Origin of the sequence: Thermoflexibacter ruber, assembly GCF_900113045.1 — a bacterium.
Classification (GTDB): Bacteria; Bacteroidota; Bacteroidia; order Cytophagales; family Thermoflexibacteraceae; genus Thermoflexibacter; species Thermoflexibacter ruber.
In genome coordinates, this window is the sequence record NZ_FONY01000031.1 from 21,224 (window position 1) to 35,326 (window position 14,103).

At 38.1% G+C, this 14,103-nt stretch carries 9 protein-coding genes; 3 read left to right on the plus strand and 6 right to left on the minus strand.

The genetic code is table 11. The features are described from left to right. Positions 1-9 precede the first annotated feature (9 nt). Genes BM141_RS16040 through BM141_RS16045 form a run of 3 tightly spaced genes read right to left on the minus strand, consistent with a single transcriptional unit; the run spans position 10 to position 3,696 of the window. Entirely contained in the window at positions 10-3,192 is a 3,183-nt protein-coding gene (locus BM141_RS16040; protein ID WP_177217411.1) for a CHAT domain-containing tetratricopeptide repeat protein, read from the minus strand. A gap of 41 nt (positions 3,193-3,233) precedes the next feature. Continuing rightward, positions 3,234-3,410, minus strand: coding sequence for a hypothetical protein (locus tag BM141_RS23025; protein WP_177217412.1), 177 nt, complete (start codon positions 3,408-3,410; stop codon positions 3,234-3,236). Then, the gene (locus BM141_RS16045) at positions 3,403-3,696 is read right to left on the minus strand and encodes a hypothetical protein (RefSeq protein ID WP_091548485.1); all 294 of its coding nucleotides are present in this window, start codon (positions 3,694-3,696) and stop codon (positions 3,403-3,405) included. The genes BM141_RS23025 and BM141_RS16045 overlap by 8 nt, the downstream gene beginning before the upstream one ends. Before the next feature lie 227 nt (positions 3,697-3,923). Between BM141_RS16045 and BM141_RS16050 the strand changes: the two genes are divergently transcribed. Next, positions 3,924-4,829: a MerR family transcriptional regulator gene (locus tag BM141_RS16050; protein WP_091548521.1), complete on the plus strand. Its 906-nt coding sequence runs from the start codon at positions 3,924-3,926 to the stop codon at positions 4,827-4,829. A 32-nt stretch (positions 4,830-4,861) separates the two neighbouring features. Here BM141_RS16050 and BM141_RS16055 read toward each other — a convergent pair whose 3' ends face one another. Both BM141_RS16055 and BM141_RS16060 read right to left on the minus strand, forming a co-directional pair. Next, on the minus strand, positions 4,862-8,383 hold the full coding sequence (locus BM141_RS16055; RefSeq protein WP_091548486.1) for a ligand-binding sensor domain-containing protein: 3,522 nt from the start codon (positions 8,381-8,383) through the stop codon (positions 4,862-4,864). Between the two features lie 159 nt (positions 8,384-8,542). Next, entirely contained in the window at positions 8,543-10,636 is a 2,094-nt protein-coding gene (locus BM141_RS16060; protein ID WP_091548487.1) for an alpha-glucuronidase family glycosyl hydrolase, read from the minus strand. Between the two features lie 239 nt (positions 10,637-10,875). On the opposite strand from BM141_RS16060, the gene BM141_RS23730 reads away from it, so the two are divergent. Beyond that, the gene (locus BM141_RS23730) at positions 10,876-11,046 is read left to right on the plus strand and encodes a PDDEXK family nuclease (RefSeq protein ID WP_317039476.1); all 171 of its coding nucleotides are present in this window, start codon (positions 10,876-10,878) and stop codon (positions 11,044-11,046) included. Positions 11,047-11,092: 46 nt separating this feature from the next. Next, entirely contained in the window at positions 11,093-11,473 is a 381-nt protein-coding gene (locus tag BM141_RS23735) for a Uma2 family endonuclease (RefSeq protein ID WP_317039477.1), read from the plus strand. 18 nt (positions 11,474-11,491) lie between these two features. Here the strand turns inward: BM141_RS23735 and BM141_RS16070 are convergent, their stop codons facing one another. Beyond that, the gene (locus tag BM141_RS16070) at positions 11,492-14,065 is read right to left on the minus strand and encodes an ABC transporter permease (RefSeq protein WP_317039478.1); all 2,574 of its coding nucleotides are present in this window, start codon (positions 14,063-14,065) and stop codon (positions 11,492-11,494) included. Positions 14,066-14,103 lie beyond the last annotated feature (38 nt).

Consider the following 14,103-nt stretch of genomic DNA (forward strand, 5'->3'; position numbering starts at 1 on the left):
TTTTACTATTTACTCCCCAATCATCACAAAAGCCCCCCAAAAATAAGCGTCGGAGTATTGCTCTCGGAGTTTTAACTGAGCAGAAACAAAGGCTTGCCGTTTATTTCTTGTTTTGCAAAGTTCATCATAGAGGTTAATCATCAGTTGCTTGGTCGCCTCATCGCTTACTTTCCACAAACTCATCACGATAGTTTTTGCTCCTGCGGTTTGGAATGCCCTTTGCAAGCCATACACCCCTTCCCCATTTCTGACTTCTCCTAAACCTGTTTCGCAGGCAGAAAGTACTACCAACTCGGTTTCCCTCAAATCCAAGTTCATAGCCTCATAAGCCGTAAGCATTCCGTCCTCGTAAGTAGTTCCACTTCGCAAAGCATTGATTTCTGCTAAGATAGTTTCGTCGGTATAGGCATTTGCCGCCCCCACTAAGAGCAAACCTGAGTTCATCAGAGGCATATCGCGCTCCCTGATAAATAAAGAGGAGTCAGATTTTTCTTTGCCTGCATTGCTCATATCTGCATTAAAGAATCCATGTGTAGCAATATGCAGATAAAGAGGCTGTTGCGTATTTTTCAGTATATTTTCAGAAGCACTGTCCTCCAATTCTACCTCATTTTTAATTTGGTATTGATTAAAAATTTTTTGAATAGCCAATACTTCCTCTTTGGTTCCGGGGAGTTCTTCTATTCTACCTCCTCTTAACTGAGCAATGCCATCTCTGGTCTGAAGACCTCTGGTCAGTGAAGAGTTAGCATTACTCTCGCTAATTTTATAAGCGGAGTTTGACTTGCCTTGTTTTAATTGATAGTTTGGATAGCCAAGCAAAACCGCTTTACCTTCTCTATTTATGCTACTTGTTAATGATTTCTTTTTCAACTCTATCAAGTCCCTTGTATTGGTTAAAATATGTACCTCTACTTTGTCCAAAACAAATTTTTGATTCCCTTCATCAAAAAGTGTATTGATATTCAGCTGATTATACACGCCATCAGGAGAAAAATAAATCTTCTTGATGCCTGCTAAGACTTGAGCGGTATCTATAGCTTGCCAAAAGTTTTTGTAGGATTGGGTATCTTTTATTCTAAATTTAATAGAATTTCGGTAAAACCTAATTTGGCGAGTTTCCATTTCCTTACCATTTTCTAACAAAATGAGCGTGGGATTTTTGGTGGTCTGTGGGGTAATTACCAATGCGGCATAATATACCTTATCGGTAAAATACCCTCCTGAGTCAGGTTTAAACTCTTGAAAGCGTAGCATTTCTATAGCAGCTTCATCAGGTTTAAGATTGCGCTGAATGGCTTTCCAACTGATATTTTCCTGTGCTCTACCCTCTTTGGTATTGCCAATAGCAATTCGCAAAGACAAGTCTTTTTCTATAAAATTGGCTACCTCTTCCAATGAATCTAAGGGAATGCCTTGAGCAGCAATCTCCTCGTAGTTTAGCTTATATACTTTGGCGAGTTGCTCTTTTAGCTGCACCCAAGATTTGTACTTATTCAATAGGTTTTCATCTTTACTTGCAAAAACTTGATTCCTAATTTTTTGATTAGTATAAAAAAGTAAACCTTTGTTAGACAAGTGGTTGTCATACATTTGCCCTAAAATAGCAGGTTTTTGCTTGCTACGTTCTAAAGCAAAATTATTAAACTTTTCAAAGAAATTGCGGATACGACTGTAATAAAATTCTTTTTCTATTTCGCTCAAAAAAGAAAAGTAACGACTGAATTGCTTAGCGTAGTTTTCAATGCTTTGTTGGAAAAATTTTTCTGCTTTAGGGATTTTTTTATCTGCCCAATAAAGCAAACTCACATCGTTGATAGACTCTATTAAATCGGGGTGCGACTCGTCCAAGAGTTCGTAGCGAGTTTCTAAGCAGGCTTCGTGCATCTCCTCCGCCTGAGCATATTTTCCTGTTTGATAATACAAATTAGCCAACTTAGCTTCTATGCTCGCTGATTCTATGTTACGCTCTCCAATATATTGGTTAAAACTATCGATAGCTGATAGAAAAAGAGATTCTGCTTTATCAAATTGCTTAGCTATTTTATGGCACTCTGCCAGTTGGCTCATAGCCAGAAAGTAATCTATTTGCTTGTACAGACCACTTTTTTGATAAATGTTTATGGCTTTGCTCAGATGGATTTCTGCTTGTTGGGTATCTTTTACCTTCAAGTAAATGCTTCCTAAAACCAATAAGTCTTTCGCATAAGTAGGGTGCTGAGGGCTAAATACCTGAAGATGTATTTGCATAGCTTGTTCTATGAGCCTGTACGCATCGCTAAGATTGTTGAGACGGAGGTAGATTTGGCTAAATCTGTTAAGTAAATCTGCGTATTCTGCTTGCTTTAGGTAGTCATTTTTTTCGTAGATGTATTGGGCTTGTCGGTAAAGAGCCTCCGCTGCCGTGTAAAAGCCCATGCGGTAATAGAGTTCGCCTTGACTGACTAAGTTATGAGCATAACTTGTTGATTGCAAGCCGTTTTCTGTACTTTCATAAATTTCTTTTGCTTGCTTATAAAAATAAATTGCCGTAGAGGTATCGCTTTTGGCGGAGAAAATATCGCCTACTTGGTTTAAAGCTTCGGCGTGTTGTATGTGATTTTTTCCATAAATATCCTCAGCGAGGCTGGCATTGTTCATCAACATTCGTTCTGCTGCTTCATAGTCCCCCAACTCTTGCATTATCCTGCCTAATTTTTGTAAACATTCCTCATACTCAGGGGTTTCTTCTCCGAACTGTTTGCCATAAACTGCTAAGGCTTTTTCATAATGTACTTGGGCAAGCGAATATTTGCCTATTTTATAGTAAAGTTCGCCTAAATAAAAAGATAAATTTCCCAAAAGTAGGGACTTGTTATAAGCAAAACCATTTTGGTAGGTGGCGGGAATAGCATCTATTTTTTTGTACCAATTAGCAAAATGTTCTATACCATTATCTTTTTGATTGAGTGCTACATAGGACTGATAAGTGTACTGAAGTGCCTGATGGTAATTAGGTAAAGTAGATTTGTCTGTAACAAAAAGATTGGTAAAAATCATGAATTTCTCAGCCCAAGAGATAACAGCAGGATAGTTCTTTTTCTGAAAATAATAGTCGGTACTATCATAACATTCTTGCCAAGTCTGCGCAAAGCTAACCTGAGAAAGTACAATTAAAAAAGTGATAAAACCGATGAGTTTCTTGGGATTCATAAGGCAAAGCATTTTTAGACTACTAAGGTACGGATTTTCGCTTATTTAATTACGCTAATTATGCTAAAATGTTGCCTGTGGTTTGGGAAACTCCCATCAGAAGAATAGAATAAGGAGAGAAAAATCAGCTTGGAATACTTAAACATCTCTTTATTAGCACTGATGAAAGCTATTTGATGACCTGAGGCATCAAATAGCTTTTGAGATGTTTTAAGCATTTTTTTCCTCTTGTGGAGGTTCAGCTTTCTTGTCATCATCTTTATCAAACATATCTTTTATTTTTCCAAAAAGTTGGCTTGCTCCTTCCTTGATTTCTTTCAACTTTTCAGTAGCTTCCTCTTTGAATTCGGAAAGTGTTTCATTTGCCTCTTCGCGCCACTCTTCAAAAGTTTCTTTTAAGGCATCTCCACTTTTCAAATATTTCATTGTATGATTGACCGCTTGTTTTGCTTGCTCTTCTGTGATACCGACTTGTTGTGCTATTTTTTTGATAAGTTCTTCCATAATTTTGAGAGTTTGGTAAAATTTTGAGTTATAATTTTGATAATGAATAAAATGTATGATTCAGATAGGTGAATGGTTTATGATTGCAACAATATCCGATTTTATTTTCAAAAAACAAGATTTTATTAAAACATTTTTTAAACAATCTGCTTACCACTTCCGTTTTATATTTAAAATAAGTTAAAGGACTTGTTATTTATTTGATTAAATCTAAAACTTTTACAAAGGTGGGCTACTATTCTATCAAAGATTTGGAGAACTTGACGGGTATAAAGGCACATACGATTAGAATGTGGGAGCAGCGTTATGACATAATCAAACCTTCACGTACTGATACCAATATTCGCTTGTATGAGGCAGACCAGTTGAAGTTGATGCTGAATATTGCTTTGCTTAACAATCATGGTTTCAAGATTTCTAAAATCGCTAATATGTCGCGAGATGAAGTGTATGAAAAAGTGAGAGAAACTATTAGCAAAGCAACGAATTACGAAGACCAAATTAACGCTCTTACAGTAGCGATGATTGATTTGGACGAGGATAGCTTTGAAAAAATCATTGCTACAAATATCTTGCAATACGGCTTTGAGAAAGTGATGATTCATATTATTTACCCTTTTCTTATAAGGATTGGGGCATTGTGGACTACTGACGCTATCAACCCTGCGCAGGAGCATTTTATCACTAACTTGATTAGACAAAAGTTGATAGTGGCAATTGATGGGCAGTTCGAACCTAACCGTACAAATCCCAAGAAGTTTATCTTGTACCTTCCTGAGGGAGAACTACATGAAATCAGTTTGTTGTTTAATTATTATCTTATCAAATCTCGTGGCAATAAGGTTATCTATTTAGGTCAGAGTTTGCCTTTGCGTGATTTGTACGAAGTCAATCAGGTACACAAGGCTGATTTTATTATGTCTATCATTACCTCTACGCCGGGAGCTGAAGACATACAGACTTACGTAGATTTACTGGGGCAGAAGTTTCCTCATACTACTATATTATTGAGTGGTTATCAAGTAGTAGGGCAAGACCTAAAAGTTGCTAAAAACGTACACATTATCAATCAGATACAAGATATGATAGCCATCTTAGATGATTTGAAAGCAGGAGTAAATCCATTTGAATAAGTAAAGTAAGTTTTACCTATTCAAATGGATATTTATATTTTTACCCCTACAAATAAAATGTCATCTCTTTGCTCTGCATTGGTGCTATAATCTTCTAAATCTTTTAAAAGTACTTCTTTTTGGGCTTGTAGTGGTAAGTAAGCTACTTGCTTGAGTAGCTCTACTAAGCGGTTGCTCCCATAGCGTATGCGCTCTGCATTGATGCTATCTGCCCAACCGTCTGTAGTCAGATAAAGGGCTGACTGATTTTCATGTAAAGTAAACTCGTGCTGTTTGTAGATAAATTCCTGTTCGTGCTTTTTGCCGATAGAGTGTTTGTCTGCGGAAACCTTTTGCAATTGACCATCGAAATAATAGAGAGGTCTTTTTGCACCACTGTATTTGACCAATACCTGTTCGTTTCCAATATTTTCTATACAACAAAGTCCTATGTCCATGCCGTCCTCAAAACCCTGACTTCGCTTTGTAAAGGCATCTAAGATTCTTTTATTGAGTTCTGTAAGGATAGTGGCAGGCTCGTAAATATGCTTAGTTTCTATGATTTCTTTTAAGATACTATTGCCCATCATGCTCATCATCGCACCCGGTACTCCATGCCCCGTACAATCTACTACGGCTAAGAATTTTTTACTCTTCAGTATAGTTGAGTTGTTAGATAGCTGAATAGTTGCTGATGCGTGATTTTGGTTTATTAATTCTTCTTTAATGCCAGATTCCAGATTTTTAGATTCCTCATATTGTACTTCAAAGTACCAGTAGAAATCACCGCTTACTACGTCCTTAGGCTTATAAATCACAAAATGGTCTGAAAAAGCATTTTGTAGGGCATCTTCGTGAGGAAGAATAGCTTGTTGGATTCTTTGAGCATAGCGAATGCTATCGCTTACTTTGGTATTCTGTTGCTGTAACAGTTTAAAAGCATGCTCTATGGTTTGTTTTTGCTCTTTGAGTAGTTCTTGGCTTGCTTCTAATTCTTCCATGTTTTGGCGGAGTTCTTCTGCACTTGTGGCAAGTTCTTCATTTTTTGTTTGGATTTGCACATTGGCAATTTCCAACTCCTTATTTTTCTTCTCTATTTCATAAGTGCGTTCTATGACCTGCCTTTCTAATTTGAGGTTTTGATTTTTTAAAAAGTTAGTCCTCGTCTTATAAAGAGAATAGGCAGTAAGCAGGATTGTAGAAATAGCCAAAGTCCTAAACCACCATGTAGCCCACCAAGGTGGTAAAATTTTGATTTTTAAACTTATTCCTTCTTCATTCCAAAGCCCATCATTATTACTTGCTTTGACTTTGAAAGTATAAGTTCCAGCATCTAAGTTGGTATAAGTAGCACTTCGCTGACTGCCTACATAGTTCCAATCACGGTCAAAACCTTCCAATTTATAGGCATACTGATTTTTCTCACTTTGAGTAAAATTCAAAGCAACAAAGTCAATGGAAAATACAGAATGTTGGTGGGTAAGGACAATTTCTTTGGTCTGTGAAATATGTTGTTTAAGCAAAGAATCGTAATCTCCTATTTTGACTGATTGATTAAAAATTTTGAAATCAGTGAGCAAAACAGGAGGGAGGTAAGGATTATCTCTTACGCTGTCAGGGTGAAAAATATTTAGCCCATTGATAGTTCCTAAGAAAATTTCTCCTTTTTTATTCTTAAAAATAGCATTGATTCTCAGTTGTTTGCTAAGTAAGCCGTCGCTTTCAAAATAATTTCTGAAAACTTGTTTTTCAGGGTTAAAAACTGATAAACCTTGATTAGTAGTAATCCACAAATTGCCTTTGCTGTCTTCCATAATGCCATTGACTTCATTATTCGGAAGTCCATGTTCAGTGGTATATCTTTTGAACTTGCCTTGTGAAACTACCAAATGCAAACCTTCCCTTGCACCCACCCAAATTCTATTTTTGGAATCTTCATATACCGTATAGGTAGCATGAGAAGCCAGACTTGTAGAATCATTGGGAATATTTCTATAAAGGGTCAATTTTTTTTGTAGGGCATCAAAAAAGAAGAGTCCATTCAAAGAAGCTATCCAAATATTTCCTTTGCTGTCTGATTTAATATCATGGACATAGTCCATATTGATTTCTTGTTTGATGTATTGGGTAAAGTTTTCAAGTTTATCTGTTTCTTTGTTCAGAATATTAATTCCCCCATAGTTGCCAAACAAGACCTGCTCATTATCTATGTAGTTCCCAAAAGCAAATACACAGTTTTTATTGACAATACCACTTATCTCGGCTTCTTTATCCATATATCTTTTAAAAGTACCTTTCTCCTCTTCGTACAAATTAGCCCCTTTCTGCCAAGTTCCCGCCCAAATTCTTTTCTGTGCGTCTTCGAATACTCGCATGACAGGATTGGCACTTATGCTTTTCTCATTTTTCTCATCATGCTTATAAAAAATGGATTTACCACTTTCATGAAGGGTAACACCTTCTTCGGTGCCTACCCAAATCCTTCCTTGACTATCCTCAATCACGGAATTGATAATCTGATTGGGTAAATCAATAGCAGCTTGGTCAAACTTATCTTTGTATTTATCGATGATGCTAATGCCTTTGGAATACATCCCTACCCATATTCGTTCTTGTCTATCTTTATAAATAGCCCAAACAGAGTTTCCAGCTATACTTCTTGGATTTTTGTCTTCATGTAGATAATGTGTAAATGTTTCATTACTTGGATTATATCGACTCATGCCTCCATTTTCTACTGCAAACAATATGTCTTTCCCATCTTGGCAAATAGCTCTTACTGTATTAGAACGAATAGCTTGTGGGTCATCAGCATTAGATTTAAAGTTAGTAAATTGCTTATTTTGAATCTGATACCTGCTGATGCCCCCATAAGCAGTACTAATCCACAAGTTTCCTTTTTGGTCATAGAATAGTCTATTGACATTATTATCTGTCAAGCTATTTAAGTTTTTAGGGTCGTGAAGAAATTGGGTGATTTTTTTAGTGGGTAAGTGAAAATGAAATAAACCCTGCCGACTTACCCCAATCCAAAAATCATTAGGAGAACTTTGCTGGAGCGCTGTGATGGATTTATTTTCAAATTCCTTAATAGTGTGCCACTGTTGAGAATTGGCATCAAGCATTTTCAATCCACCCCATCCTCCTGCCCATAGGTTGCCTTTATCGTCCAAATGTAATGCTGCCACTCCTCCCGTCCCCAACGCCACTACTCTTTCAAACTTATCAAACAACTTATTATATTTGGCTAAACCTCCGTTAGTCCCTACCCACACATTTCTATTTTTATCCTCTAATAAAATGTTAATGTAATTGGACATTAATCCTAAGGTGTCTTTCACATTTTTACGATAGACTTTCATTTCGTAGCCGTTATACTTATTTAAGCCATCGGCAGTACCAAACCACATGAAGCCATCGCTATCTTGCAAAATAGCCGTTACATTAGAATTGGAAAGCCCCTGCTCTACGGACAAGTGCCAAAATCTTTCATTTTGGGCATAAGCAGCAACAATGGTGAGCAGGCATAATATAAAAGATGGTAAAAACCGTCTTCCGATGTAAAATAATTTCATGTGCGTTGTTGATTAAGTCCTCAGATAACACTAAAACAGTACAATCAATCTAAGTATTGATTTATTTACAATTATTTAAAGAAAAATTAATACCAAGAATTAAATTTGGGGTAAATTTATTGGGGATATTGTATTTTATCTTCCTTAAGTCCAATTCTTTTACCTCATTTGATAAATCAGTACCAATTTCTTTAATTCTTCTAAGGTCGTTTTAGGTTTTTCCAGAGGCTCAGGAATGGGCTTTTTAGAAAAAGTTTGGAAGTAAAGTACGCAGGCATCTCTCCACCAAACTGCCTCTCTGTGTTGTATTTGTAAGCGACCTAAAACGTCTGTGAATATCTCCTTGTCAATAAATGGCTTAATAGGAATCCACTGCTCTTGCATCTTTTTTACTTCTTCTGCCCCTCCGTAATAGCGGAAGCAAAGTTCGTCCCAAAGACTTTTTCCTGTGGGCAGTTTTTTATCCCAACGTACGTGGTGAAACCAAAGCAAAAACTCCAGAGGGCAGTTTTCTTCACTCCCCCAAACCGCTTGTATTTCAGGGGCATACAAACCTACTGCATTGCTTCCTGTGGCTGAGCGATTGAAGCCTAAACCTATGGTGTCGGCTCGGTGGTAATAGGTAGATGTCCAATCGGGGCGTCCACTCTTATCTAACCAAGGCTGGGGACCATAGTGGATTCCCTCACCCATGAGGTGGTGCAAACCCAAAGGAGTCATGTAGTTTACCATGACTTCCCTCGATTTGAGCATCATGTCTTTGATAGTGGCTACCGCTTTGGGTTGCGTTGTCAAAGTCATTTTTATCCATTCCTCTGCAATCTGCTCGGAAGAAAGAGAGTAATCCCACGCCAAGCGTCCCAAAGTGTACCAATTTACCTGTCCAATAGGGTGTCCCGTCCAATTCCTGTCCGAGCCTGTATTGGCAACCCCACAAATAGCCGAGAAGCGATAGTTGTGCAGAGAACCGTCTATCACCTTTGCCACCGTTGAGCCTTTGCCTTTGGCATAAGTATCTGCATCTAAGACCTCTTTGAACATGGGGGCTTCGTAAACCAAATGGGTCGCAAAGCCCAAATACTCTTGTGTCAGTTGAAATTCCATCATCAAAGGTGTTTGCGGCATAGCACCAAAAAGCGGGTGGAAAGGCTCTCTGGGCTGAAAATCCAAGGGACCATTTTTTACTTGAACAATTACGTTTTTGTGGAACTGCCCATCAAAAGGCTTAAACTCGTAATAAGCCTCTTTGGTGCGGTCGCCATTCGGGTCAGCCTTATACACAAAAGCCCTCCACATCACTATCCCATTGAAAGGTTCGAGGGCTTCAGCAAGCATATTTGCCCCATCGACATGGGTGCGGTTGTAGTCTTGAGGACCAGGTTCTCCTTCCGAATTTGCCTTGACTACAAAACCTCCAAAATCAGGAATGATGCTGTAAATTTCCTTTGCCTTGTCCTTCCACCATTGGCGTACTTGCGGGTCAAGTGGGTCAGCAGTGGGCAAGCCTCCCACATTACGAGGGGCAGAAAAACGCACAGAAAGAAAGACTTTGATTTGATAGGGACGAAAAACTTTGGCAAGTGCCTCCACTTTTTCCAAGTATTCCGCAGTCATAAATCTGGCACTTGCGTTCACATTGTTTAGCACTGTTCCATTGATGCCAATAGAGGCATTGGCTCGTGCATAATCCTTGTAGCGTGGGTCAATCACGTAAGGCAACTCATGCCACTTCCAAAGCGAAGCACCCGCATAGCCTCTTTCAATCGTCCCGTTTGGGTTGTCCCAATGGTTGAGTAAACGCAACTTAATTTTTGGATTGCTCTCGATATTAATTTTGCTAAGGTCTTGCAAGGTTTGCACCTGCCTTAAAAACTCGTAACTTCCATACAATAAGCCTTTTTCGCTTTTCGAAGAAATATAAAAATTGCCATTTTGGGAAAAAATGCGATAACCCTCTTCGCTTAATTTTTCATTGTTTTCTATTTTTAATACAATGTTTCCTCTCTTGCTGTCCATGCTTTTTACAAGCGTAATGTTTTTCCCAAGCAAGCCTTTAAGCCCCATTTGCAACTCCTCTACTGCCGCCGAAATCGTAGAGCTTTCTTGAGAAGCATAAACACTGTTGATTGATTTTGAATAACTTGCTCTTTTGCTGGCATCTTGAAGCGGGTCATATTTGAGCCAAAGACGATAGCCATCATCAGCTTTTGCCTCAAAGCAAAGTAATGCAAAAAGTAATGCAATCGGTTGCATAAAAAGGCAATGATATTTACTAAATAGTATTTTTTGAAAGAACATCATGATTTGGTTTATTAGATTAGAAATGAAACAATTACAATATTTAGCACTGTTTGTTTTTCTGAGGTAAAAGCAAAATAATTCCTAAGATAGTAAATTTTATTTAAAAAGCAAGAGATTTTTTATTGTAAAATGAGATTTGATAAACACATCGTTTTTCCTTATCTTTGAATTGCAAATAAGCAAATAAAATTATGGATTACATCAAAGATATTTCAAGACTTGACCTAAATGGAACTTATACCTATGCCGATTACTTGCGCTGGCAATTTGAGGAAAAGGTAGAACTTATCAAGGGGAAAATCTTTAAAATGTCCCCTGCCCCTAACTTGAAACACCAACGCGCTAAGTGGGCTATTTTTTAATTACTTCTCAAAACACCCTTGCAAGGCATTTTCTGCCCCATTTGATGTGCGACTCTATGACAGCAAGAAATCTCAAAAGGCAAACAAAGATATTTACACCGTAGTCCAGCCCGACCTGTGCGTGATTTGCGATAAGTCCAAATTAGATGAGCAGGGTTGCATAGGTGCGCCTGACCTCATTGTAGAGATTTTGTCAAAAGGCAATACGACCAAAGAAATGAAAATAAAGTACGAACTTTATGAGGAAAGTGGGGTAAAAGAATATTGGGTTATATATCCTTACGAAGAGAATCTGCTTCAGTTTGTATTAAATGATAAGCAAAAGTATGAGCTAAACAGCATCTATGTTACCAATGATGTCCTTACTTCCACGCTTTTTTCTGATTTGCGTGTAAATTTGGAAGAAATTTTCTTGGAAGAGGAGTAAATGATAAAACCTATAATTTTAGACCTCATTCCTTAACACTTCTAAGGGTGGATTGTTTACTACACTTCGCACATTGAGCAAACCTATAAGAATAGTCAGCGAAGTAATCAGCATGAAAACTATCACCGCAGGCATCACATCAAAAGAAAAAGCTACTTCAAAAGCAAAATAAGACAATGCCCAACTTGCCGCTAATGCCAAAATAAGTCCCGATAGCGAAGCCAAACTTCCTAAAAAGAAGTATTCTAAAAGATTTATCAAAAATACTTGTTTCCTACTCGCTCCCAAAGTTCGCAGTAAGACACTTTCCTGCATACGTTGGTAGCGACTGATAATCACCGAGCCAACTAAGACTAACAAGCCTGTGAGAATACTGAAAAATGCCATGAATTGGATAGCAAAAGACACCTTGTCCAAAACCTCATCTACGGTTTTTAGGATTAGGTCTAAATCTACTACGGAAACATTGGGAAATTGCTGAACTAAAGTCTGCTGAAATCGGGCAGACTGCTCGCTTGACTTGACTTTTGTAACTAAAATATGAAACTGAGGCGCATTTTCTAAGACTCCTGAAGGAAAAAGTACTAAAAAATTGGTTTGAATCCTATTGAAATCTACTTTTCGCAAATGCCCTACTACCACAGGCATTTTTACTCCCTGCACATCAAAAACCAATTTATCTCCTATTTTTACTCTCATGTCTTTGGCAAAACCGTCAGCAAAAGAAACAAAAATGGTATCCGAGGGCGATTTTACAGGACGGTTCCACTTACCTGCTATGGCTGTTTCTGAGTCTGTCAATGTGTCCCGATAAGTTACGCGATACTCTCTATCTGTTGCCCATCTCGGAATCCGTTTTTCTTTGGGCGTAAGTGTGTCATTTTTAATCTGATAAGCAGTTTTACCATTCACCTCTACCAAACGCATCGTTACCAAAGGTACATCTTGGATAACAGGCATATCAAAAGAAGCTACCATTTTTTTCAAAGCCTCTTTTTGTGCCGTTTGAATATCAAAAAGCACCATATTGGGTTGGTTGGCTCTGGCAGAAAAAGATACTTGGCTTAGTAGCAAACTTTGGATAAAATATAAGGTAGAAATCAAGGCAGTCCCTAAACCGATAGACAAAACTAAAATAAGCGTTTGATTATTAGGTCGGTACAAGTTTGCTAAACTTTGTCGCCAAAGATAACTCCAAGAGGTAGGGAAAAACTTTCTCACGCTCCAAATAATCAGCTGGGCAAAAGCTGTTAGTAGTAAAAATGCTCCACCTAAACCCAGCGTAAAATAAAACGACTGCAACCACCCGTTGATTTGCAAGCGAGCAAAGCCATAAATAAAAAAGGTAATCAACAAATATGTAACCCAACGCCAAATGTCCCTGTTTATAGGAACTTCCTCATAAGAAGAACGCAAAGTTCGCAAAGGAGAAACATTGCGGATAGAAAGCAAAGGTACAAGGGCAAACAAAATTGCAACCAAAAGCCCTATCAAAATACCTTGAAAAATAGAAAACCAAGAAAGAGAGTAATTGACCTGCACAGGTAGAAAGTCATTGAAAACCAGAGGCATAACTACCTGAATTAGACTACCTAATACGGCACCTATCACCGAACCTATAAAGCCCATTGCCGCTATTTGCAAGAGATAAATTAAAAATGCCTCTCTGCCTTTTACCCCTAAACAACGCAAAATCGCCACAATCGCAATTTTTTCTTTGATATATACATGAACCGCACTTGCTACCCCTACGCACCCCAACAACAAAGCAACAAAACTCACCAAGTTCAAAAAGTCATTCAAATTTTCAAAAGCCCGCCCTGTACTTTGTTTGCGACTTTCTACTGTATCATAGTTGAGTTTGGCATCTTCTAATTGCTTTTTATATTTTTCTATCAAAGCCTTTACGTCAGTACCATTTTGAAAAGCAAAGTAAAAAACATAGTTGATTCGACTGCCCTTTTGCACCAAGCCAGTTTGCTCTAAAAATTGGAAAGGAATATACACAGGAGGAGCTACCGTAGCCACTATGCCCGACTGTCCTGGCACTCTTTGGAGGTCGCCTTCTATGCCAAAAGTTACCTTGCCAATCTTGACCGAGTCGCCTGTTTTGGCACTAAATTGGAGTAGTAGTGTATGGTCGACTAAGGCTTTTTGAGCATTTTTAAAGGTTCTTCCTGCTTGGCTTGGAAGCGTTACGATTTCACCGTAAAAAGGAAAATCCCCTTCCAAGGCTCTGACTTGTACGAGGCGGGTGCCGCTACTTTTTGGGAAAAAGACCATAGAAGCAAAATTACTTTCTCTGGCTTTTTGGATAGCTGTTTTGCCTATGGAGTCTATCAAAAGTTTGGCACTGTCGGAAATAGCTTGGTTACTGCGAATGACCAAATCTGCTCCTAACAGTTCTTTGGCTTGATTATCAATGTCTTTTTGGATATTTTCACTGAAAGAGTTGATAGCAACTAAGGCGGCGATGCCAAGCACAATAGAAGAAGTAAAAAGAAACAAGCGGGAACGACTTTTGCGACTGTCGCGGAGTGCCATGCGCCAAAGCCACGACCAATTTAGCTTGCGATTAGGAACAATTTGCACGATTTTTTCGTAAGTATTTTTTGAAAAATTTTTATCTT